Source organism: Serratia sp. 2723, assembly GCF_050434425.1.
Taxonomy (GTDB): Bacteria; Pseudomonadota; Gammaproteobacteria; order Enterobacterales; family Enterobacteriaceae; genus Chania.
Window position 1 is genome coordinate 64671 of sequence record NZ_JBNDIN010000005.1, and the last position, 23328, is coordinate 87998.

The window sequence follows — 23328 nt, forward strand, 5'->3', positions numbered from 1 at the left end:
TTGGTTATTAGATATTCATTAACCATGTCCCTGCATTTTCAATAGTGAACTTTTTCTGATGCTGGTATTTATCAGTGCGAATTTCTGCCTGATATTGACCCGGACTCAAATTCAAATATATGAAGCCGTTGTTGTTTGGCAGAACATCCTGCTTGTTACCATTAATGTAAAGTTCTTCACCCGTTTGCAGCTTAAAATACACCACAGCTACCGGTGTTGAAGCGGTGGCGGATTGTGGTTCAGTGACCGGAGTGGTTATCGAATTGTTGACCACTGGCGTGGAAACGGAAGACGAACTACCACCGAACAGCCAGGTTATGAGCCCGGCGACGAATACAACCATAACACCTGCACCAATCATCAATGAGCGCAAGCGTGGGGCATAGCGTGGCGCATGAGCCGTGACTTCCGGCGGTATAACCGCAGATGTAAGGTTTGTTGCGGTAGGCCGGGGGCTGATAATGTCATTCTCACTGGCAATGGACAGGTGCAAGAATTTTGCCATTTCAGAGATGGTTTGTGGCCGATCTTCGGGCTTTAATGCTAATGCGCGATCGATCGCATCCAGCAGGTCTAGTGAGTACCCCTTTGGACGGCGTTCGGTCAGTGGTTGATAACCATCTTCGATGCTGCGCACCACACTGACAGGAGGGGGGTTACCCACGATCAAAGTATGCAGCACGGCACCGAGTGCATAGATATCGGTCCACGGTCCTTGTTCGCTATCGCTATTGTCAGTGTATTGTTCGATAGGGGCAAAACCGGGTTTGAGCATGATCTCCATTTCATCAGACAGGTTGCCGATCTCTTTGCGAGCGGAGCCGAAATCCAGCAAGACCGGTAACTGGTTTTCCTGGATCTGGATATTATCCAATGAGATATCCCGATGCAGATAACCTTCCTGATGGATGGTATCAATCGCGCTGAGCAAGGTGGGCAACAAATTGCGGATCCAGTTTTCGTTGATTTTCTCCGGGTGCTGAGCCCGGAATTTTTTCAATGTAGTACCACTATAAAACTGGGTTCCCATATAGGCGGTGCCATTTTCTCGCCAAAAACGTAGCACATGGAGCAGTGCCGGATGAGAAAAACGGGCGAGCAGGCGTGCTTCTTGAATAAAACTGTTCAGCCCGGCTTGAAAGGTTCGGTTAAAGCGCTCACCACGCAGGCTGAGCGTAAAATCTTCATTACGCATGACCAACGAGGAGGGGATGTATTCTTTGATGGCGATAACACGCTCTAACTGATGATCATAGGCACGATACACAATGCCAAAACCCCCCTCACCAATGACCTCTTTTATTTCAAACTCATTGAAACGATAACCAATGGGCAGGCTATTTGAATCCGGTTTTATTTTTCCGCTTCCTGACATGATAGTTCTCTGTAATCAAATCGATGTGAATAGCCGATGTCATGCTTGAAATTGGCAGTTAAACTCGTTGCTCTGTAGTGATATATGCAACTGCCGATAGCTCTGGGCATTGGCATTGGCGACCAGCAGGGTCGAGCTTATTTGTGGTAATAAGGTGTTGGTGAGGATCGCATCAATCATACGTCCCCCGGACTCGACTTCGGTACAGCGGCTGACGATCTGCTTAACCACGCTATCGTCAAACGTGCAGGTAATGCCGTGGTTTACTGTCAGACGGTGCTGAATGCGGCCCAGTTGTAAGTGCACGATATTGCTTAGTGTGGCATCAGTCAGTGGGTAATAAGGCACCACCAGCAAACGCCCAAGCAAGGCGGCGGGGAAGACCGACAACAGCGGTGGCCGCAATGCTGTGCCAAGCGCTTCGGGTTCCGGTAACACATCGGGATCGGCACACAGGCTGGCTATCAGTTCACTGCCAATATTAGAGGTAAGAATGATAATGGTATTGCGGAAATCGATACGCCGTCCTTCGCCGTCCTCCATCCAGCCTTTATCAAATACCTGAAAGAAAATCTCATGCACATCAGGATGCGCCTTCTCGATCTCGTCCAGCAGCACCACGCTGTAAGGACGCCGGCGTACCGCCTCGGTCAGGCGCCCCCCCTCACCAAAGCCAACATAGCCCGGTGGTGCGCCTTTTAAGGTCGATACGGTATGCGCCTCCTGAAATTCGCTCATATTGATGGTGATCACATTCTGCTCACCACCGTAGAGGGTCTCAGCCAATGCCAGTGCGGTTTCTGTTTTACCGACCCCCGAAGGGCCTGCCAGTAGAAACACACCAACGGGTTTGTTGGGATCGTCCAGACGGGCACGTGAGGTACGCACCCGTTGGGAAATCAGCTCCAGCGCATGGCTTTGACCAATGATGCGTTGATTTAGGGTATCGGAGAGCTGCAACACGGCTTCAATCTCATTTTTTACCATGCGCCCCAGTGGAATACCGGTCCAGTCAGAGATGACTGCGGCAACAATGTTGGCATCAACCGCAGCGAAAATAAGTGGCGACTCTCCCTGTAATTCATCCAGCTGCTTTTGTGTTTCTGCCAGTTTACCGCGCAATTCCTCTTCGCAGACAGCCACGTCCTCAGGATAGCTCTCTGCAAATGCGCTCTCTGTCAGTTGATTTTGTTGCCGATGTAATTGAGCCCGCAGATCGATAATCTGTTGGATCAGCCCCAACTCTTGCTGCCAGCGTTCGATCAACTGTGCCAACTGTTCGGCCAGTTCTGCAAGCTGTGCTTCAATCTCTGCCGGGCGCTGTAGATTGCCAATGCCTATTTGGGCTTCACGTGAAGCAATACCCAGCTCAATGTGTAATGCCTCAATCCGGTGGCGACAATCCTCTACCTGAGCCGGTTCGGCGTGTTGGCTGACGGCCACCCGTGCGCAGGCAGTATCGAGTAATGCCACCGCCTTATCCGGTAACTGGCGTGCCGGAATGTAACGGTGAGAAAGGCGCACCGCAGCATCGACAGCTTCATCCAGCAACAGAACATGGTGGTGCTGTTCCAGCGGACTGACGGTACTGCGTAACATTAGCAGGGCTTTTTCTTCGCTGGGTTCATGTATCTGTACTAGCTGGAATCGCCGGGTCAGCGCCGGATCTTTTTCGATGTATTTTTTATATTCTGACCAGGTTGTTGCACCGATGGTACGCAGTTGGCCACGTGCCAGCGCGGGCTTTAACAGGTTGGCGGCGTCACCGGTTCCTTCCGTACCGCCCGCACCGATCAGGGTATGGATTTCATCAATGAATAAAACGATGGGCGTTGGGCTGGATTGCACTTCAGTGATCAAGGCTTGCAAGCGTTTTTCAAACTCGCCTTTTACCCCGGCTCCGGCTTGCAGTATGCCAAGATCCAGCAGGCACAGCTGGACTTCGCGCAGCTGTGGGGGAACGTCACCGGTGGCAATACGTAGAGCCAATCCCTCGACAACCGCCGTTTTACCCACGCCAGCCTCGCCGGTTAGCAGGGGGTTATTCTGCTGACGGCGCATCAAAATATCGATAAGCTGACGGATCTCTTCGTCACGCCCACTGACGGGATCAATTTCACCCTTGCGCGCTCGTTCCGTCATATTTTGTGCATACTGCGCCAGCACGCTGCCGCTGGCAGAGGGAACGGGTGATACCGAGCTTTCTGACTCGTCTTGCGCCAGCGTATTCTCGCTGGAATTGGCGACAATCGTCATAAATTGGTCGGTCAGCAGCTCGGCATTGATGGCATTGAATTGTGCAGAGATACTTTTTAGTAATTGGCGTAAATTGTAGGTTTTCAACATACCAATAATCAGATGCCCGGTGCGGATCTGGTTGGCACCAAATTTCAGTGAACCATAAACCCAGGCGCGTTCAACGGCACTGTCAATATGTTCCGACATGTCTGAGACTGAACTTGCACCACGAGGCAGTCGATCAAGTGCCTCAATGATGTTTTGGCTGAGTTGCGTTTCATTAAGGGAGAAATAGCGGATGATCTGCTGCAAATCGCCATTTTGGGATTGCATCAACTGATGCAACCAGTGCACCAATTCAACATAGGGATTACCCCGCAGTTTGCAAAAAGCCGTTGCACTTTCCAGTGAAGTAAATAACAGGCTGTCCATTTTGCCAAATAGTACCGAACGACTGATTTCAGACATGGTTTTCCTCGAATCCAAGAATGGCGGAACGCTGCACGGTTCCAAAAATAATTAGTAGGGGGTTTCCTGCGGTTCTGGGCTGAACGTCAGATCATTGGCATCATGCTGGCGTTGGGGATTGTCCATCCAACTACTGAGCCCCAGGCGGTGTCTGCCGCCAAGTTGAGTACCGCTCAACTGATCATGCGCCAAAATCAACCGAACCTCCCAGACAAACTCAATGCCCAGGTATTGGCGCACCCAATCACGTAACTGCGTGCAGTACTCTGCACCAGGTATAAAACGGTCGTAATCCTGTTGCGACAGAGGACCAAGCTCGATGCGGAATTTGTACTGAATATCACGCATGGCGATCCCTAAAAATGCGGACTCGCCTAAACGGGGGCCCCCTCGTCCGGCCTGTAAACGAGCCTGCTCACGTTTTTCTATGCGTAACCAGTGCGGGATGTTTTCCACGATGCGTACCGGCACGCTGAAGTAATTTTGCAGGATCTTGCTGAGTCCTTCAGGATCGCGACCTTGGCGAACCAAATGACCTGCCATAAAGTGTTTGGCGTGATCATTGAGGCTATCGCATTGCCGTTGCGCTGGCAGGCCAATCCCCGTCAGGCAGGACAAGTAGTCATCAAATCGCCGGTTATCAGCACGATCCAGAGAGACCGTTGGCTGTGCATCCGCCCAGGCGCGGTAGAATAAGCTGATCAACCGATGATGAAACAGGTTGCTAAATGCCAATAGGGTTCGATCCTGATGGTGATGCAGGCGCTCGCGTACATACTCCGTCAGGTGCAACGGTAATGGGCCGTTAGGACCAAACAGGCCAAAACTGAAGATAGATACCTCATACAGGGAGCTTCCCTCACGTTGGTTAACCTGTGCGAGCGTGGAGGGCGCAAAGGATAGTGAGGGTTCCTGGCCAAGGCGCAACAGGTCATGGCTGGGTTGGGGGGCACGGCCAAGCAGATAGGGCCTTCCTCCTTGCGCATCAATACGCCGTAGTAACTGGAATAAATCGTATTGATGGGGCGTTGCCGTCAGTTTTTGCCAGAAATCATCCGGCAAGCGGTTGAGGGAATCGACAGGCGTTGGTGTTGATAGTGGTACTGCACCGGCAATGTCTTCATTCATATCAGAGCCCTTTTGCCAATACGAGCCTGCCACCAGGCAATCTCTCCCCGCTGCTGGCTGTTCAACGTCATTTCCGTGAACGAGTTGATGGAAACCATACGTGAAAACAGACGCTCCAATACACAGCCAAGCAGATAAGCGCTGCCACCGGAAAATGCCTGTTCATCAACGGTGAGATCGATGGCGATGCCTCTGGCCAGGACGATTGGCCCAGGCTCTGGCGCTCGGCGGTATATTGGCCGCAAATGACAATGACGTATCCCGGTGATCTGTTTGGCGATAGCCGGTTCGCTCAAGTTGCCATACAGGCTGAGTAGTTGGCGTAGGCTGGCTGCTCCTTGCTCGGGATCGGTATCCATCAGGCTTAAGTAATTCAGTTGTAACTGACTGATTAATTGCCAGGTGATGATACCTTCGCTCAGCGCAGCCCTTGGTGGGGTCGGGCCTTTCTTCAGTGATACCTGCTTGACCGGGAGTGAGTCCGGCATCACGAAATGCCCCTGATCCTGCTGCAAGAGTGCCAATGGCAGATCGCGGCTGGTGCATAACACATCTGCGGTCAGGTATTTCAGATCGCTATGCCAAGGCGATTGGCGCTCATCCACCAGCGAAATAAACACTTCTGAACCAATATAGCCGGTACGTGTTCCATAGCGGCGCGCACGTTCAGAGAGGGGGCGCTGTTCACGGCGCAGCGAAAAGTAGGCACCATGGTTATTATCATCGCTGTTCTGTGTCGCATAGAAATGGCGAAACTCCTGTTCATGCTGTTTTTCGCGTGAGCTGCCAATCAAACGTTGTACTGAGAAGATTTCATAGTCGAGTGGGCGAATGTTATCCACGACCAAATGGTATTCGTGATCCTTTTCGTTGACCGAGATGCGCTCGGCGATTTTGGGGAACAGATTGATAACCGGTGTGCAATGCAACGCCAGATGATTGATGTCTACCACCTGCTCCAGTGCAGCATCCTGCTTATCCAGTAATAGGATAATTTCAAACTGGCGGGGCGCTTTTTTGCCCTCAGGTACGCTCAGTAACAACGGCTGCAAGCCACCGACGCTAAAGAACTGGAAGCGTGCGGGGAAGGCAAAATACTCCTGTAGCAAACGGTAGCCATCAAAGTTGCGCAGATCGTTGGGCAACAGTGCCTGTTCTGGCTCGAACCCCTCTTGCTGTAACCTCTGTAGCGGCAATACGCTGCGCTTTGGCTGCGGCTCTACTGTCTGGCAGATCAGGCCGACAGTATGTTGCATGATCAATTCCTGTAGTTGCTGGGCATGAATATCACTGCCTGACAGATAGAACATCAGTTGATCGAGCCTGAGGTTATTTAAGGCGACAGTATCAAAGCATTCCAGCTTGATGCGTAATGTGCCGACAGCGCCGTTATGCTGCAATTTCAGGCTGGCCAACGGGAGATCGGCCGGGATCCCGCCCAGTTCGACACTTTTGAGCCGTACCGGCTGTAATGTCACATCGTGCGCGGTGGTATAGCTACAGGTGGCGCCATTTTTCTTCAGTATCTGGCTATCCATTAGGGTTCCCCTGGGGACCAGGAATCCTGCGCTGATATCACCTTTATTACTGTCTGGCTGGATCTCGGCAATCGCCATTGACGGCGTAGGTGCCAGATAATTGGGGTAGATAATCTCCAGCAATCGTTGCGAGAAACGGGGAAACTCGGCATCCATCTTCAATTGTATGCGTGCGGTCAGGAAAGCAACCGCTTCTATCAGGCGCTCGATATAGGGATCGGCAATATCGATACCCTGCATTCCCAAGCGTCCCGCGACTTTTGGATAACTTTCCGCAAACTCCACGCCAATTTCACGCAGGTAGGTGAGTTCACGGTTGTAATACTCTAAAAGTTTACGGTTCATCACTTACCCTACATCTTTTAAATCAAAGTGGCCGTTTTCAAGATCGACATCGGTGCGAAACAGAAACTCAAGGGGATAAGGGACACACCACAGGCGACCTTTGATTTCTATCGACAAAACGTTATGCAGTTCCAGTGAGTGGGTATCTGAAATACAGCGCACCTCTAGTCCCTCCGGCAGGATACGGGGTTCAAAGGTCAGGATGGACTCGGTCAGCGCCCGTTGGATGTCGGGCCATTCGATCTCAGACATCCGCTTGCCTGCCATTGGAGCAATGCCATAGTTAATCGTTGAACGCCGTACCTGAGGATAATGCGCCAGATCGATGCTTGACTCGCTATTGGCGCAGTTGAACAGCCATTGCAGGTCGCGCAATATTCGATGACGCAATTCACCGGGTGACAGTAGATGACAAGCGGCGGCTTCCTGTTTTTTCTGTGGTTCATCGTCGGTCAGTAAATCGAGCAATACGGGCTGCATTTTATCGCGTGAAGTCAGCCGTTCACTGTCCTGCCGGAAGTGATACCCCTGCAGGTGCGGATGACCGTTATTGGAGAGCGTCTTACTGTTCATTATCGGCTGCCCCGATCAAAACTCAGCTGGCGCAGGTTGAGTAGCGGGAATTCGGCATCATCGCCCAGCCAGGTTTTTAAACCGGAACCTGCATAGTGTGGGCTGTCCCCCAGAGGATGCCATTCGGTGCGTCTTCCGAGCAGCAAGGCATCATCAGAATCAGCAAGTAACGGGTAACGAACAGGCAACTGGCAAACTTGTTCACGGCCATCGGCCAAACGGACCAGAGCGTGGCTCCAGACCAGATCGCATACACTTTGCGGCGGTTGAAACTGAATGTCGGCAATAGCGGTGAAAGGAAGCCAGTAATAACCACCATTCAAGGCTAACTCACAGATAGGCCCCAGACGCCCGTCCCCGTCCATCAACCAGGAAAATGTCTCGGTTTTCTGCTCCTCACCTGCGGCAACGGTGATTTGTCCGCTGCTGGCTGTGGCCGTTTCCAGTGCCCGATCACGGACGGTTTCAGCCTTGCCGGTTTCGCCCCGTAAATCATGCTGTAATGCCTGAAGCATCTGCGTCATCCAGCTTTCTTCGCTATTAAGCCACATAGGGGTAGCATGACCAGCGAAGACCGCCTGGCGTTGTAACTCTGCCTCAACGGACTGCATTAACAAAAGTGTTGTGGGTTGAGCGATAGGTTTCAGGGTTTGCCAGGCTGTTAACCGTATCTTGGCACGTTGCCAGTTACCCATCAGACACAATAGTTGCACCAGGGCAGCACGCAGATCGGCATCGGTTGGATGGGCTTTGATCGTGGCTTCCATCTGGGTGATCGTATCGCTGATGGTATTTCCCTGTAATAGACTTGCCAATGATTTCACACTCTGTTCCTTCTAAATCAATAGGTAATGCCATTAACGGACAGGTAGCTGCCGCTAGCAGGATCAACGCGCTCAACAGCCAGCGTTTCTACCAGGCGGAAGGTGAGCGGCATTGCTTGCTTGGTGAACAATGGCCGCCAGGTATTGTGAACACGGGTCACTCTCTGGCTGATTGCAGCTTGAGTCGTTGCCTGATTGCGTGCCATTTCAATCAGCACTTCTCCCTGAAATATCCAAGCGTGTAACTGCGGGTTATAAGGCAACACCAGGAAACTGTCCGAGGCCCCCAAAATCAGCCTTTGGGCATTGGCACTGACCAACGTCAGCGGGTGGTTGCCGGTATCGATATTGAGCAGGGGATATCCCTGATAGAAGACCACATCGTGCGTCTGGTTGACGCCTCCATTCTGGATGATAATCGGCCCATGACCATGCAAAAAGCCGTTGTTATCACAGCTCAGTGCATCCGTGCTGGGGACGAATAGGGTGCTGTCGCTGACGTTGTTGTTCCAATAAGTGCGAAATCGGCAGCCCTGCGGTAGCGCAAAAGACGTGGCCGTCTCTTTGGCGGCCAAAGGCGAAGTCACGGCAACCGCGGGTGGTAGGGTAGTGGCAAATGAGTTTGTTGCCTGACGCGGTTGGGCTACCGGCTCCCAGTGTTGATTTTTTGTCGCGTTGCCTGATGCGATCTTGGTTCCCTGTTTGTCAGTCAATATCCAGGGGAGTTGTGCCACCTTAGGGCACTGTTTTGCTAACAGCTTACCCACGCGCGGTAGAAAATCGTGCAGAATGTCAGCGTCTTTACTCTGCGCCGAGGTGATGCGTAAGGGGATACTGTTTGCACACCAGCTTTCGGGTTTGCTGCTAGTGACATCGTCAATAAAGACTTCAAGCTTTAGGGTAGGAGAATGTACCAATCGGTAATTTTCAGCGTGTACGGCAGGTATCACCATCAGGACAATGATCCCGGAGATCCAATATTTCATAGTCGGCCTTGGCTATAATTCGCATTAATTTTGAGAGAGAAAACGCTCGGCATCGGGTAGGGAGTGCAGCAAGGTGGTTTCTTGCGGAGAGCCAATCCAGACGGCAATTGCACTGTAATTATCAGCGCGGGTGCCGTTATCGTTTTTATCCCAGGCTTGTTGCAGTAGAGAGAGCCATTCGCCGGGGGAGTTGACCATGTGTAATGACTGCTCCAGCTCGTCTTGGGTAAAGTTGTGCCAGAAACCATCGGTACACAGTAAGAAAACGTCGCCGTCCTCCAACTGCAGCACATCGCCATAGGTGGCGTCGCGCTCCTCCCTTACCCCTAACGCAAAGTACAGCAGATTGTTGTTGATCCCACTGGTTTGATAGCCTGCGTCCGCCATTTGTTGAACCAGACTATGGTCACGCGTGGTGGCATACAAATAGCCGCGGCGAAACAGATACAGGCGGCTATCGCCCGCGTGCGCCCAGTAAGCGAGTTGATAATCACGATCGATAAACAGGCTCACCAGTGTGGTGCCCATCTTGCTGTATTGTTCGCACTGCTGCTGTTGTTGACGGATGGCGCCGTTAGCCTGCGAAATATGCTGGCGGATGCTTTGAGCATCCAAGTGTTTTTCACCATCAAAAGTTTGCAAGATGGTGTCTCGAGCTAATTTGGCAGCAATATCTCCACCGGGTAGACCGGCGATACCATCACAGACAACAAAGCAAGCGGAGCGATTACCGACAACTTCACCGATCCGGTCTTGATTGGTCGCGCGTTCCCCTTGATTGGAGGTCGAGGCTATAGTGATATTCATTGGTCACCCGGTTTAGTCTGTGAATCTTTGTATTGGTTTATTTCCAGACCATAGGCGCGAAGGAAGGCTTCACCAAACATAGTATGGAAATCATCTTCGAGCTCAGCGGCGGTTTTCTGGTGGTTTTTAATGAAGTAATCCCACAGCGCGGCCTTACGGCGGGTGGGTAATGTCAGCCTGGGGATGACACCTTCATGGCGTGCTTTCTTTTCCAGGCTCTCTGGACTAAAGGATCCCAACATGGCTGAGATAAGCGCCTGGATACCGGCGATCATCCCTAGCTGGTGGGCCTGTAGGTCAATTAGCGCATCACGTACCGATTGTTCCGGTGGCATAAAACCTGGCATTTTGCTGCCAAACATCTGCATCAGAACCGTTTTGCCTGACGGTAACAGTTTGAAGGGGTTATTGGCGTCATCCAGGATCATGGTCGTGTCTTGTGTATGCAAATTACGTTTGATGATGGAGCGGGAAGACAGCAGGGCAACCGTGCCCTGTGAAAACAGACTCAACAGCCGACCCGCCTGGTGTAGTTGTTGTTCGTCAAACTGTGGCTGTGTTTGTAAGTCATCCAGACCGAGCCCTTGCAGCAGGGCTTTCAGTAATGATCCTTGCAGCATTTCACCGTTAGTGGTGGGAGCGCTTTGTGGTTGCTCTACAGAGTAGGCAACCGGATCGATCCCTAAACGATTCCCTGAGCGAGTCAGGGATTGTGCGGGTGCAACCGGTGCTTGAACCTTTGGTGGTTCAGGCTCGGCGACAGGATCTGGTGTTTGCATTTCCTGGCACAACGGTCGTGCTTCCGGTACCTGATTCGATATTATCGCCTCTTGTACTGGCGTTATAGCCGTCGGGGCTGTGGTTAATACAGGCTCTGGTGTCGAGATAGGCCGTTCTGGTGTTGCAGAGAGCGGAACAGCCATCAAGGGTTCGGCACCGCTCGCCATCAGGCCCAGCGGATCATCGTTGTTTTGGCAATTTGCCGCGATTGGTGCTGTTGCTGTGCCAAACAGAGCCAGTGGATCCAACTCTGGCTCGTCAACGCGGTTTTCTATTGAGGCGACAGGTGTTGCTAGCTTGTTCTCTGCCAGCAGTGCGCTGGGTGTCGTATCGGCCAAAATATGATCGCGGTTTAAGGTGGTATCGGAATTGAATAACGTGGCCGGGTCGGTCTGCCTGGGTTGTAAATGATGCAGGTCAATACTGTTGGTCAGTTGCTCCAGTGGGTTGGCGGGGTTCAGCTCAACGCTTGGTTCTTCCAGTAATGGATGATGATTATCGTTATAAGTTGTCTGCGTTAATCCAGCCTCTTGAGGCTCTTGCGGAGCGAATTCCTGTATCAGGCTATCCCAGATTTCATTGGGGACAGTCTCTGTGTTTTGTTGCTTGGCAGGAGGGGGAACGGTGGGTTCGATATCTATGGCACAGGTAACGGAAGGTGCCGGGGCAGGGATGGGAACAGGAGCCGCGGATTGCGGTAAGCTGTTGACCTGAATTTGATAATCGTCAATACCCAAGATGTCACCATTCTGCAACTCAACCTGCCGACCACATTCCAGCGGAATATGATTAAGCTGTATATTTGTCACAGTGCCACGATTAGTGATACGGCATTCACCCTCAGCGGAAATATGTACGATTGCCTGTAAGCGAGATATTGCCCTTTCTTCGTCCGGTAGCACCAGATTATTATCCACACTACGGCCTATTGTTCCGCCAGGCGGCAGGAAATCACAGCTATTCTGTGGTGGGACCTGACCATTCTTGTTTTTTACAATGGAAAATCGCATAAGGTATTCCTGCTGATTAAGGTGTCATGCAAAGCCGTGTTTTACTGGTTTGAAATGGATGAGGTTGAGTACATTAAAATCTAACGTTATGAAATTTCCACATATAGTTTGCTGATTGTGAGGGCAGGGATTTAGATAAATAACCTCCCCATAAGGGGAGGTTATCGGTGATATTAAGCCTCTTTGTTTTCTTTGATGCTCCATCCGGCGCTGCTTTCTGCGCCTTTACCGCCTTTGTCACTTTGTTCCCAATATTGCTGTTTAACTTTGGCTGATTGGAAAGCATAGTCTACTTTTAATACTTCGCTATCTTCTGCCCCATTAAACTGTACATTAGTGACCAGTACATCCTCTAAGGTGATTTTAGCGTACTCAATTTGTGAACCACCGGCTTTACAAACAGAAAGCTCTACTTTAGATAAATGTTTACCACTGGCGCAGTGCTTTAATATGGCTGGCGTGGCTTTATCAATACTCGTTTGAACATGTAAATCGTTGAAGCAAACTTTACCGGCACCACCACCACCGCCAGAACTCATATTGCCAGGCTGAGATGCGCCCCAGTTGAATGACTCAATATTAATCCATCCACTGTGGTTAGCGTCTTTACATTCACCGCTTGCACCTTCAATCTTTAAAAACATATCAATTGCCATTATTACTCGTCCTTTTTTGCAATGGAAAAAGGTTAACATTTGTTAACCATAGGTATTAGCCTTAAGGCTCATATGAAGCGGATGCTTCAGTCATCTCTTTATTAGCGAAGTTTCGGCTGATAAGAGAAATATAAAATCAGGTTTTATTTAATTCTAAAGCGATTAGGGGGACTTTAACGCCACAGGCGAGCCCATGTCTGCGGACCAACAATACCATCTGGCGTAATATTTGCTTTGCGTTGGAAAGCGAAGACAGCTGTACGGGTTTTAGTTCCGAAGGTTCCATCAGTCAACAAAGAGGGGCTAGCACCCAAAGCGTTCAAGCGCTGTTGAAGCTGTACAACATTTGTCCCACGACTGCCATGATTCATCCTGGAAATAAAGCTTGGCGCTCCGCTGGCAGAAAATAAGGCAGCCCAAGTTTTTGGGCCTACGATGCAATCAGGAGTTAATCGGTTACGACTTTGGAATAACTTCATTGCTTGATAGGTTTTGTCACCAAAATGATTATCTACCTGCAATTTGGCTCCATGAACATTGAGTTGCTTTTGTACTAAACCGACGGATTCGCCGACTTGCCCTTTTTTTATGGCAGACCCGGGATATTTTGTACCCTTTGCTGCAGGTGCTGCGCTTCCGGCCTTCACATTGTTCGTACTGGATGCCCCTGCACCGGTTGACCATGGCCACGCAGAGACATCATCTCGTTTTTCCTTTTTAATGGAGACATGCATGTGCACGTTATGGGGATTTTTGCCACTATAAACACGCCAACCTCTGCCATCTAGACTGTTAATCTTGCGATTGAAGATAACGTAACTAACTCTGGCATCACTCAAGACCTGTTCGGATAAAACAGTGCAATCAACACCATTTTTTGGATCATGAGTCAGATCAAAGGCATTGCCACTATTATGATCGCTTTTTGTTGCTTGGTGAGCCTTATCACCCATAATACCATCACTAGCCTTGTTGCGATTAGGCCACTTTTGCGTTGCGTCTGTTAATGCTTTTCTACATGCTGGAGCGGGAGAAGCCATAAAAACTCCTTTTTTTTAAAGCCATCTTATATTTTATGGTGACTACTGTTGTCTTACTGGTAAGCAGGGTTTATTCACGGCATTATCTGCCATATTAGCCGCTATTTTTTCTGCTTCTTTTTGTGAGGCATCAATGATTTCAATTACACAAATTTGGCTAGAGGTAATTTTGCTGACCAGTAAATGAGGCAATGTCACTGGGTTATCAAGATCGCTTTGATCTGATGTGTTAAAACGAACAATAAAGGCAATAGGCATCTCTTTTTTCATACGCCATTCAGCACTGCCTACCAAGGAAGAGGAACCCGAGGGCAACAAATCCCAGAGGTTCAATGGATGGTTTTTTTGATCAGGCGTAATGACGGTAAGCGACATACGATTATCATCATAAAGACTATCCAACTGATATTTAGCGACTCCTGGACAGAGTTCGGCAGTGCTACCTGTTTCAGCCTCCAAAGTGCGTTGTTGGCAGGTAGCACCAGAAAGTGGCGTATAAACACTGGTTACTTTCGCTTCTTTTTCTTCTAGCTGGCAGGCGCTCAACATGGTACCGAAGATAAGAGGCAGTAGTATTTTATTGGCATGTCCTTTCATAAGTTAATTTCTCTTTATTCAGCAGATTTTAATTTAATAAAAATATTTATGACTCTATCATGCATCGAGCCGGCAATTATCTTAACTCTTAAAACTCTAGCCATAGCAGTAAACCAGAGTTGAACCGCAACGGGGATAATAGAGATGTGAACGCTTTCCTTACGCTTCATTTTGTTTCAGCGAAGGTAACTTCGATACCAAACGCAGTGAAACCGTTAAGCCTTCCAACTGATAATGTGGACGCAGGAAGAACTTGGCACTGTAGTAGCCAGGGTTCTCTTCTATTTCTTCTACCAAAACTTCGGCTGCGGCCAAAGGTTTACGTGATTTGGTTTCTTGTGAGGAGTTGGCCGGGTCACCATCAACGTAGTTCATGATCCAGTCATTCAACCAGCGTTCCATATCGTCACGTTCACGGAAAGAACCGATTTTGTCCCGGACAATGCACTTGAGATAATGCGCAAAGCGGCAGCAGGCAAACAGGTACGGCAGGCGTGCTGAAAGGTGCGCGTTGGCTGAAGCATCCGCGTCATAATACTCTTGCGGTTTTTGCAGTGATTGAGCACCGATAAAGGCGGCAAGATCGGAGTTTTTGCGGTGTATCAGTGGAATAAAACCATTTTTCGCCAGTTCGGCCTCACGACGATCGCTAATGGCAATCTCCGTCGGGCACTTCATATCGACACCGCCATCGTCGCTTGGGAACGTATGACATGGCAGATTTTCTACGGCTCCGCCGGACTCTACACCACGGATTGAGGTACACCAACCGTACTCTTTAAATGAACGATTGATATTAGCCGCCATGGCATAGGCCGCGTTGGTCCAGGTGTAATGATCGTGAGTGGTACCGTTGGTCTCCTCCTCAAAATCGAACTCATCAATCGGATTGGTGCGGATACCATAAGGCAACCGGGCCAAGAAACGCGGCATCGCCAGGCCAAGATAACGCGCATCCTCGGACTCTCGCAGGCTACGCCAGGCGGCATATTCGGTATTCTGGAAAATTTTAGTCAGGTCACGCGGATTGGAGAGTTCTTGCCATGACTCCATCTGCATGACGCTGGGGGCGGTGCCGGTAATGAACGGGCAGTGAGCCGCAGCACCAATCTTGGCCATTTCACCCAGCATTTCGACATCCTGTGGGCTATGGTCAAAAAAGTAGTCCCCGACCAGGCAGCCAAAGGGTTCCCCGCCAAACTGGCCATATTCTTCTTCGTAGATTTTCTTGAATAACGGGCTTTGGTCCCAGCCCACGCCTTTATGGCGTTTCAGGGTACGCCCCAGTTCTTTCTTGGAAATGCTCATAAAGCGGATTTTCAGCATTTCATCCGTTTCGGTGTTGTTGACCAAATAGTGCAGGCCACGCCAGGCACCTTCCAAGGCTTGGAAATCCTCATGGTGAATAATTTTGTTGATCTGCTGTGAGAGCTGCTCATCAATCTCAGCGATCAAGGCTTGAATAGTGCGGTAGGCGTCGGCAGAAACCGTGACCGTATTTTCCAATGCCTGATGAGCCAAGGTTTTGACCGCGATTTCTACCGCTTCCTTGGCCTGATCGGTTTTGGGCCGAAACTCTTTATTCAGCAGCTCACTGAATTCATCACTGGAGAAGGTTTCGGTTGTCTGCAACGCTTGTTGCTGCTGAGGCGAGTGACTCATCGATTAATCCTTATATTCATTGTTATCGTCTTGTGCGGCAGGCTTTGGTGCGTCGCTCAGGGATTTCAGCAGGTTGGGATTTTGCAGAATTTGGGAGATCAGTTCCTCTGCACCGTTCTTGCCATCCATATAGGAAAGTAGGTTAGAAAGCTGAGTGCGTGCTTCCAGAAGGTTACCCAAAGAATCAACTTTGCGGGCAATGGCGGCGGGTGAGAAATCATCCATGCTTTCAAACGTGAGTTCGACATTCATCTGGCCATCACCCGTCAACGTGTTTTCCACTTGATAGGCAAGGCGTGGCTTCAATGACTTCAGGCGTTCATCAAAGTTATCAATATCAATCTCCGCGAACTTACGCTCATTGACACTGGGTAGAGGCTCTAGCGGCTTACCTACCAGATCGGCCATTACGCCCATGACAAAAGGTAACTGGATTTTTTGTTCGGCACCGTACATTTCGACTTCGTATACAATCTGTACACGCGGTGCTCGGTTACGGCCAATAAATTTCTGTCCACTATTGGATTTCGAGTTTGACATGGATGACTCCGTCTAATGATGATCAACAACCTTTCCCATCCGCTGGGATGGAAAGGTTCAAATTCTGCCCCGTACGGTGGGGACGGGCTGTGACAGGGGGGAAGTGCTTTTGGACTGTTAACCGTTCTCCTCAATTTCTGGCATCCCCAAAATGGTCTCCACCTGACTAACACCATCGGGAGCCAGATCGCGAACGATTTGCATGAAGTCCAGCGTGATCAGTCGTTGTACCCGTTCAATCATCAAGGGAGCTGGATGGCTGGGTTCATGCTGGCTAAAGTAGTGCTTTACCTTATCCAGCATTAGCTTGGCATCATCGCGAGACTGGATCTGGGCATGATGCCAACTGAAAGCTGGAGCGTTGGCAGGCGCAGGTGTTATCGCCGTTACCGACACGTCCACCGGCTCTTCCGCTGTGGGTGGAGTGCCAGCAACGGGCTGACAGGCTTGAGTGAGAGTGCGGAAGAGGTGCAACAGACCCTCCATTTCTGGCAGAGCACTTTCTCCCAGGTGGCGGGAGACTTCTGCACGGAGATCATTCAAGGTTTGATACAGTGCGATGATCACCTCGGATACCGGCTGTGATCCTTGTGCCAGCTCAGCCTGCAAACGGCTACGTCCACCAGGGAAGCCAGGACAATCCTGTTTACTGCCATCCAGCAAGGCACCGGCGTCACGTAGTGAAATTTCACCGGAAGCGCTTTTCAGCAAAGTGGTGGTGCGAATGCAGGACGTTAATTGGGTGGTGTCACCTAATCCGGCCAGCACATTGATACGAAACAGGGGGTCGATTTCGCCATCGAAATCCAGTGGTGGCAGTAGCGTATCCCAATAACGTACCAGCGCCTGATGGATCAACATCAAGCCATCGGCATAGCCAGCCAGACCACGGATTTGTGTCCAGGCATGAGTGAGTTTGAACATCACCCGCAGATCTTTGGTTCGCGTCAGCAAGGTAGTCGCCAAACGTTCTACTTGCGTCCAGTCAGGTGCTTCGGCGGGAATAATGGTGCTGCCGAACTGTTGCTCGGCTTTGCCTATTGAGGCTTTATCCATTGCCAGAAAATCGGCGTCATACTCCAGATTATCGCCACAGGGAGCATCACTACTGATGGGAGACAAAAGGGTATCGATATCCATACCGTTTACCTTTAAAGAAAATACATTTAATCAAACAACTGGGGATACTGCCCACCGCGACCAGGTCTTGACCAACCATGAGGGTTAAACAGTAACGAGAACAGCTGCACGGTAAGATTGCCACTGTGTACATGGGTATAGAGTGGGTGACCATCGGCTTGATTGGTCCACCAAAAACTGCTGTATTGCATAGGCTCAAAGCAATCGGCAACCTGCTGCCACGCCAGCCCATTTTCTGATGCTGGCTGATGTGGCAAACCGATAATCGATAAAATATCTGACTCTGCCACGGCTACGGGAATGGGCAGTGCTGGAAGAGCGAGTAGCGCATGGTCGATCTGCTCGGCGGAAAAACCGTTACGCACACCACGCAGTAAGGTATCGCCGAGCTGGTGATACCAATGAGCGGCGATATTCAATTGCTGTTTGTGCCAGTCATTCAGATGCCAAAGACGCATTGCACAAACGGGATAATAACGGCCAACGCGATCGTGGGCGGGTAGCAAACACCCCATTTGTACATACTGGTTGCCCAAAGGGGCGGGTATGACAAAGTTCCAGACGGGGGCAAGCCCGAACGGATGTTGGCGGTTTTCGGGTAGTTCCTGTTGCAGATTCAGTAAGCCGCCATGAAACCAATGGGCCCAGTGATTAATGACTTCATTGGGTAAACGGCGCCGAAGAAAATCGCCCTCAGCAGGAATTTTTCCATACCAGCCAATGGACGTCGTGAGTTTTAGTTTGCGATCCATCGTCATCTCCTTATGGCCTACGGGCAGGAAAACGCGGGTAGCCGGAAAGGGTTGCGAATGCTGTTGGGGGTAAATTCCAACGTCACGCTGTGTCCATCCAGATTAAACGTAGCCTGTCGGCTAAGACTCCTGCTGTCGGCAGATGACGTTGCCCGATCTACCATACGGTTTAGCGCCCACGGCCCACTGGTAACCATGCTGGCAGTCGTCCCATTAGCTAATGACAGTTGCAAATGTACCTGATTGGTATTGCGGATACCCGGCCAACTCACCACCAAAGGGACCTGCGGTCCGTGGCTGTACTTGAACAACTGGCCATCAATATCCAGCGTCAGGTTCAGGATATCGTTATCCATATGTACCGGGCGTACTGTCACCCGGTAAGACGGTACTGCCGTGCCGTTGGCAAAGAAGGCGTCTCGAATGCGTTGGGCCTGTTGGAATGAGGGCAGAATGCCTTTTCCTCCCGGCAAGGTTTTGCCATCGACACCTGGCGTAAACCGCCAGGTAGGGCGAGTGGTATCGACTTTGCCCTGTAGATTGTCACGAAAAAAAGTGTCCATCAGGCCAGTATTAGGTGCAAACATCCGAGCCAGATCGTCTGGTGTTATATCCTGCAGTGAATGGGAGTCAAGCGGGTAACGGCCCGCAATGGCCTGACGGCAGAAGCTGCCAACCTCTACGTTGATGCGTTTTTTGACATTCTCCATCTCTTTGCGCTGGGTATCGCTGCTGGCCCCAATAGCCAATGACAGCAACATGTGTTTGAACGGTGTGGGCAAACGCCCGGATTCAGCCTGTAAACGTGGAATGATATCACTGGGTGGAACGGCCATACCGCTGTTGGCTGCGCCCTGAACGGCAGTCAGGTAACTGTACAAATTATCAACCTGCTTGAGGATGGCATCAAATGGGATTGCTTTGCGATCTTCTCCCTGATGTTGTGCCAACTCCAGCAATGGGGCAAAGTGCGCCATGACAACCTGCTCCGGCTGAGCGGACACATCCCCATCAGTATTGATTGGCCGGGTGGTAAAGAGTGTTTCCAGCGTGTGGCTGGCCCCCTGATTTAGCTTGTCTCCGGCTTTCCCCAGCAATGAGCGCGGATCGGCATCACTGTTTTCATCACGCAGGGTGACGTATTTTCTTATGTTAACCAGCAGATTGCGCATGGGAGAGGGATTGCCAGAAAGCAAACGAGCGCTGTTGATGCGCTGGCTTAAATCACTAATATTCGCCAGTTGGATATCCGCCAGCAGTTCATCCCAGACGGTGATAAAGTCCTGCATATAAAGCTGACGTACCGTCTTGGCAAGATCGGTGTGTTTTTGTTCTGATGCCGTTTGGATATTCAGCACCCAGCCATCTTCCCGGCGTAATGTTTCCGTTACCTGGCTGATATTGTTATCGAACATTTTCCAATAGCCCTGCGGCGTGAAAAACCCAGGTATGCCCTCGGCCACCGGTTTGCCACTTTGGCGTGAGAAAGCCAGCTCGGCTTGTGGCCCAGCCAAATCTACCAGGCTGACCGGCTTGATGTCGGTTCGTTTCAGCAGAAAACGTTTCAGGCGACTATATACCCGTTGGGGGAGGGATGAACGCCCAAGTGCGGATTGAGCCTGCGCCACCAGAGTTTCATCTTTGGCATAAGGCGATGACTGAATTTGACCATCAAGTAGTTGGGCTAAATGCCACTCCAACTGTTGTAACTGTTGGAGTGTGATACCTTGGCGCAGGTTGCGATGCAGGTTGAGCATGACCCAGGCACGCAAAAATTCTCCGTCATAGTATTTTGGCAGATAGAACATTTGATAAGCCTTTAACGCTTCGTAACTGAAATCTGCATCACTGTGATTATCATGGCGTAACGTGTGGGTGATCTGCTGGGCTACCTGTGGCAGCAATAGTTCTTTTAGTGCCTTTTGATATAACGCATGGCTGGCATTGCTGACCTGATTGCCCCGATATAATCCCATACGATACGAAAAGGGCGGATTTTGTAATGAAAAATGTCTGCTCTCTGGCAAGTTAAGCACAGTATTCAGGAACGGGATCAGGGCCAGCATGTCCCCAGATGCCAACTGGGTCAGCTCCTGCCCCTGACGCTCCAACTGCGGCACTTTGGCCGTTACTTCAGTCAGGTACTCTTGGTTATTACCCTGGCTGGTGAACCAGCTGGCTCCCAGTATGACCAGAGTGACGGCCAGTGAAATATAGCCAACCCAGTGCAGGGCCCGGTTGCGGTATTCCCACCAACGGTTGCTACCTGCCAGGCCAGCTTCCTGGAAGACCACCGTTTCCAGCATGCCTTTCAGGAAAAAACTCTGGCCTTTGACCGCGGGTAACGGCGTTTCATGACCGATGTTGTTCCAGCTACGACTTCCTTCGTTTGCGGGTTGAGTCGGGGTCAGTTTTAAATAGCGATTCAACTCGCCCATTACACGGTCAAAAGGCAACCCTTCCTGCGTTCCGCTGGTGAAATAGATACCGCGTGGTGTGAAGTAGGTTTCAAAATTGGAACGGGTAAAGACGATATCCAGATATTGGCTCAGTAACGGACGTAAAGCGGCAAACTCCTGTGGGAACAGGTAGCACTCGGCGCGTTGCCTGATATCGTGTTCAAGTAACAGCGTCTCCGGCAGGGCTGCCTCCAACCGTTGCAGCAGCAGGGTATATTGTGATTCGAAAGCCTGATGGAGGTCAAAGTCTGCCTGACAAGCCTGTTCATAAGGGAAGGTAAATCCCCAGATTTGCTCGCGCTGTGTTTTATCGAACTTGTTGAAATAGGCCATGAATCCATTGAGCAAGTCGGTTTTGGTGACCATCACATACACAGGAAAGCTAATGCCTAATTGCTGATGCAGTTCGATCAACCTTTTGCGCAATGCGCCAGCCTGAATGGCAAGTGATTCACTACTTTCAGTCAGCAAATCCGCCACGCTGATGGTGATCATCACCCCATTGATAGGCTGGCGTGCCCGGTATTTTTTTAACAGCTCAACAAAATTTTTCCACTCCCCGGCATCTTCTGTACGTTGGCTTTCCTGCGTGGTGTAACGTCCTGCGGTATCCAGCAGGATTGCTTCATTGGTAAACCACCAGTCGCAGTTGCGCGTACCACCCACACCGCGCAGGGCGGATTTTCCAAAGCTATCCGCCAGCGGGAAGTGTAGCCCTGAGTTGATCAGTGCGGTGGTTTTCCCTGCGCCGGGAGCACCAATCATGACATACCACGGTAATTGATAGAGGTACTGCTGATTAAAGCGGTTCAGCCACGGGTGTTTGTCATTCTGACCGGGTTTGAAGCGTGCTTTTTTTAACAGCTGTATCGCCTCATCAAACCGTTGTGATAACTGGGGGTCTTGCAGAGGCAAGGGATTCGCTTCCCCTTTGGGTACTTCATTGGCTGCCCGCAGGTTGCTCAGCAATCTGCTGTTGAACCAGATACTGTAAATACGAGGAATAATGCGGTATAGGATCCACAACAGATACAGAATGCCAATAGCCATCTGGCGATTCAGTTCCGGCTCCAAGGGGCGGTAGTCGCCGATAGCGACCAGTGGACCAATCACCCAGATAACAAACGCTAATGCGGTGATACCAACTGCGCCCCATAACAGGCGGCTGGTTATAATGGAAAATAACATACTGAGCATTACTGTCCGCTTCCTTGCTGCAATCGGTTGAGTTCTGCCTGCGTGTTTCCTGGTGCAACCAACAGGGTGATTTCGACCCGGCGATTTAATGCCCGATTCTCTTTGCTGTCATTTGCCGCGATCGGATTACTTTCACCACGGCCTTCCGTTTTGATCCGTTGAGGATCATCCAGATGTTTTTGTAGCTGTAGCGTGACGGACTCCGCACGCGCCAGCGACAGCGCCCAGTTGGAGGCGAAACGGGCACTGCGGATCGGAACATTGTCACTGTATCCCGTCACCAGAATTGTGCCGCTGACCCCATTCATTGCGCGAGCAATCCGATCAATGATCGGGATATATACCGGGCGCACGCTGGTTGCCGCAGAATCAAACAACCCATCGCCTTTGAGGATCACCACGCTTTGCTGCGCTTCATCACGGACGCTAACTAAACCTTCGGCAATCTCCTGGCGCAGAAAGCCTTTCAGATCCAGCATGGGAGGAGAGATTGGGGCCGGATTGCTGATGGTAAATTGCGGCAGATGGGCCTGATAAATGGAGGCCAACACAGGCGAGGTTGCATCATCAAGGCGCCAGTTGAGAACAATAAAAAGCAGTGAAGCAACAAACCCTGTCATCGCTGCGCAGGCCCAGAGTGGCACCAGAGGACGCCACTGTTTTTGCAATACGGGGAGATCCATTGCGTTTTGCGAGAGTGCTGCGGTATAACCGCCACGCACTGAACGTATCAGCTGCAATAGCCGCTGCTTGACGGTTTCCAACTGAGAACGGCCATTTTCGCTGACCCGATAACGGCCTTCAAAACCCAGAAGCAAGCAGTAATTGATTAGCTCCAAGAGCTGAATATATTCAGTTGGATTTTGCGAAAGCTTGGCCAATAACTGGAAAAATTTTTCTCCGCCCCAGGTTTCATTATGAAACGTCACCAGTAGACCACTACCGGACCACACGCTATTGCTGCCCCAGGGGGTTAATGCTGCCGCTTCATCCAGCGCTGTACACAGGCAATAGCGTGCACCGATGATGGTTTCATACGTCAGACTTTCTCTTTGTGCACAGACCTCGAAACGGCGTATTTCATCAATCAACTGTTGGCGTAACTGCGCTGGGTCTGCATGAGTTGCCAATTGACGTATCTGCACAATAGCATTTAGCAGAGGATTAGCGGCGATAAGCAGCGGGTTATCCGATTGAGTAGTATGAGTCATAA

At 50.6% G+C, this 23328-nt stretch carries 18 protein-coding genes; all 18 read right to left on the reverse strand.

The genetic code is table 11. The features are described 5' to 3' along the window. Positions 1-7: 7 nt before the first annotated feature. The 18 genes from ABIE29_RS09195 to ABIE29_RS09280 all read right to left on the reverse strand — a co-directional run bounded on the left by ABIE29_RS09195 (position 8) and on the right by ABIE29_RS09280 (position 23326). On the reverse strand, positions 8-1375 hold the full coding sequence (locus ABIE29_RS09195) for a serine/threonine protein kinase (protein ID WP_429618161.1): 1368 nt from the start codon (positions 1373-1375) through the stop codon (positions 8-10). A gap of 39 nt (positions 1376-1414) precedes the next feature. Then, a complete protein-coding gene (tssH, locus tag ABIE29_RS09200; RefSeq protein ID WP_429618163.1) occupies positions 1415-4081 on the reverse strand; it encodes a type VI secretion system ATPase TssH in 2667 nt (888 codons plus the stop codon). Between the two features lie 51 nt (positions 4082-4132). After that, complete coding sequence (tssG, locus tag ABIE29_RS09205) at positions 4133-5209, reverse strand: type VI secretion system baseplate subunit TssG (RefSeq protein ID WP_429618165.1); 1077 nt, start codon at positions 5207-5209, stop codon at positions 4133-4135. Continuing rightward, entirely contained in the window at positions 5206-7092 is a 1887-nt protein-coding gene (gene tssF, locus ABIE29_RS09210; protein ID WP_429618167.1) for a type VI secretion system baseplate subunit TssF, read from the reverse strand. Before tssF ends, tssG begins: the two co-directional genes overlap by 4 nt. Positions 7093-7095: 3 nt before the next feature. Beyond that, the gene (locus tag ABIE29_RS09215; protein ID WP_429618168.1) at positions 7096-7665 is read right to left on the reverse strand and encodes a type VI secretion system baseplate subunit TssE; all 570 of its coding nucleotides are present in this window, start codon (positions 7663-7665) and stop codon (positions 7096-7098) included. Beyond that, the gene (locus ABIE29_RS09220) at positions 7665-8489 is read right to left on the reverse strand and encodes a type VI secretion system accessory protein TagJ (RefSeq protein ID WP_429618170.1); all 825 of its coding nucleotides are present in this window, start codon (positions 8487-8489) and stop codon (positions 7665-7667) included. The genes ABIE29_RS09215 and ABIE29_RS09220 overlap by 1 nt, the downstream gene beginning before the upstream one ends. 17 nt (positions 8490-8506) lie before the next feature. Continuing rightward, positions 8507-9475: a type VI secretion system-associated protein gene (locus ABIE29_RS09225; protein ID WP_429618171.1), complete on the reverse strand. Its 969-nt coding sequence runs from the start codon at positions 9473-9475 to the stop codon at positions 8507-8509. A 24-nt stretch (positions 9476-9499) separates the two neighbouring features. After that, positions 9500-10282 carry a PP2C family protein-serine/threonine phosphatase gene (locus ABIE29_RS09230; RefSeq protein ID WP_429618173.1) on the reverse strand — a complete coding sequence of 261 codons (783 nt, stop codon included), beginning with the start codon at positions 10280-10282 and terminating at the stop codon, positions 9500-9502. Beyond that, positions 10279-12072 (reverse strand): type VI secretion system-associated FHA domain protein TagH, encoded by a 1794-nt coding sequence (gene tagH, locus ABIE29_RS09235; protein ID WP_429618174.1) that lies wholly within the window; start codon positions 12070-12072, stop codon positions 10279-10281. The genes ABIE29_RS09230 and tagH overlap by 4 nt, the downstream gene beginning before the upstream one ends. 173 nt (positions 12073-12245) lie before the next feature. Beyond that, on the reverse strand, positions 12246-12728 hold the full coding sequence (locus tag ABIE29_RS09240) for an Hcp family type VI secretion system effector (protein WP_429618176.1): 483 nt from the start codon (positions 12726-12728) through the stop codon (positions 12246-12248). A 173-nt stretch (positions 12729-12901) separates the two neighbouring features. Next, entirely contained in the window at positions 12902-13768 is an 867-nt protein-coding gene (locus ABIE29_RS09245) for a peptidoglycan-binding domain-containing protein (RefSeq protein WP_429618178.1), read from the reverse strand. Between the two features lie 42 nt (positions 13769-13810). Next, entirely contained in the window at positions 13811-14365 is a 555-nt protein-coding gene (locus tag ABIE29_RS09250) for a hypothetical protein (protein ID WP_429618180.1), read from the reverse strand. 159 nt (positions 14366-14524) lie between these two features. Continuing rightward, complete coding sequence (gene tssC, locus ABIE29_RS09255; RefSeq protein WP_429618182.1) at positions 14525-16027, reverse strand: type VI secretion system contractile sheath large subunit; 1503 nt, start codon at positions 16025-16027, stop codon at positions 14525-14527. 3 nt (positions 16028-16030) lie between these two features. After that, positions 16031-16567, reverse strand: a complete 537-nt coding sequence (gene tssB / locus ABIE29_RS09260; RefSeq protein ID WP_429618184.1) for a type VI secretion system contractile sheath small subunit — start codon at positions 16565-16567, stop codon at positions 16031-16033. A gap of 117 nt (positions 16568-16684) precedes the next feature. Beyond that, positions 16685-17707 (reverse strand): type VI secretion system protein TssA, encoded by a 1023-nt coding sequence (tssA, locus tag ABIE29_RS09265; RefSeq protein ID WP_429618186.1) that lies wholly within the window; start codon positions 17705-17707, stop codon positions 16685-16687. Positions 17708-17733: 26 nt separating this feature from the next. Next, positions 17734-18465 carry a type VI secretion system-associated protein TagF gene (gene tagF / locus ABIE29_RS09270; RefSeq protein ID WP_429618188.1) on the reverse strand — a complete coding sequence of 244 codons (732 nt, stop codon included), beginning with the start codon at positions 18463-18465 and terminating at the stop codon, positions 17734-17736. An 11-nt stretch (positions 18466-18476) separates the two neighbouring features. Next, positions 18477-22115, reverse strand: coding sequence for a type VI secretion system membrane subunit TssM (gene tssM, locus ABIE29_RS09275; protein ID WP_429618190.1), 3639 nt, complete (start codon positions 22113-22115; stop codon positions 18477-18479). Then, positions 22115-23326, reverse strand: a complete 1212-nt coding sequence (locus tag ABIE29_RS09280) for a DotU family type VI secretion system protein (protein ID WP_429618192.1) — start codon at positions 23324-23326, stop codon at positions 22115-22117. The genes tssM and ABIE29_RS09280 overlap by 1 nt, the downstream gene beginning before the upstream one ends. Positions 23327-23328 lie beyond the last annotated feature (2 nt).

Coding starts and splice junctions, on each gene's coding strand:
- ABIE29_RS09195 (WP_429618161.1), bottom strand. CDS start 1,375: ATGTCAGGAAGCGGAAAAATAAAACCGGATTCAAATAGCCTGCCCATT.
- tssH (WP_429618163.1), bottom strand. CDS start 4,081: ATGTCTGAAATCAGTCGTTCGGTACTATTTGGCAAAATGGACAGCCTG.
- tssG (WP_429618165.1), bottom strand. CDS start 5,209: ATGAATGAAGACATTGCCGGTGCAGTACCACTATCAACACCAACGCCT.
- tssF (WP_429618167.1), bottom strand. CDS start 7,092: ATGAACCGTAAACTTTTAGAGTATTACAACCGTGAACTCACCTACCTG.
- ABIE29_RS09215 (WP_429618168.1), bottom strand. CDS start 7,665: ATGAACAGTAAGACGCTCTCCAATAACGGTCATCCGCACCTGCAGGGG.
- ABIE29_RS09225 (WP_429618171.1), bottom strand. CDS start 9,475: ATGAAATATTGGATCTCCGGGATCATTGTCCTGATGGTGATACCTGCC.
- ABIE29_RS09230 (WP_429618173.1), bottom strand. CDS start 10,282: ATGAATATCACTATAGCCTCGACCTCCAATCAAGGGGAACGCGCGACC.
- tagH (WP_429618174.1), bottom strand. CDS start 12,072: ATGCGATTTTCCATTGTAAAAAACAAGAATGGTCAGGTCCCACCACAG.
- ABIE29_RS09240 (WP_429618176.1), bottom strand. CDS start 12,728: ATGGCAATTGATATGTTTTTAAAGATTGAAGGTGCAAGCGGTGAATGT.
- ABIE29_RS09245 (WP_429618178.1), bottom strand. CDS start 13,768: ATGGCTTCTCCCGCTCCAGCATGTAGAAAAGCATTAACAGACGCAACG.
- ABIE29_RS09250 (WP_429618180.1), bottom strand. CDS start 14,365: ATGAAAGGACATGCCAATAAAATACTACTGCCTCTTATCTTCGGTACC.
- tssC (WP_429618182.1), bottom strand. CDS start 16,027: ATGAGTCACTCGCCTCAGCAGCAACAAGCGTTGCAGACAACCGAAACC.
- tssB (WP_429618184.1), bottom strand. CDS start 16,567: ATGTCAAACTCGAAATCCAATAGTGGACAGAAATTTATTGGCCGTAAC.
- tssA (WP_429618186.1), bottom strand. CDS start 17,707: ATGGATATCGATACCCTTTTGTCTCCCATCAGTAGTGATGCTCCCTGT.
- tagF (WP_429618188.1), bottom strand. CDS start 18,465: ATGACGATGGATCGCAAACTAAAACTCACGACGTCCATTGGCTGGTAT.
- tssM (WP_429618190.1), bottom strand. CDS start 22,115: ATGCTCAGTATGTTATTTTCCATTATAACCAGCCGCCTGTTATGGGGC.
- ABIE29_RS09280 (WP_429618192.1), bottom strand. CDS start 23,326: ATGACTCATACTACTCAATCGGATAACCCGCTGCTTATCGCCGCTAAT.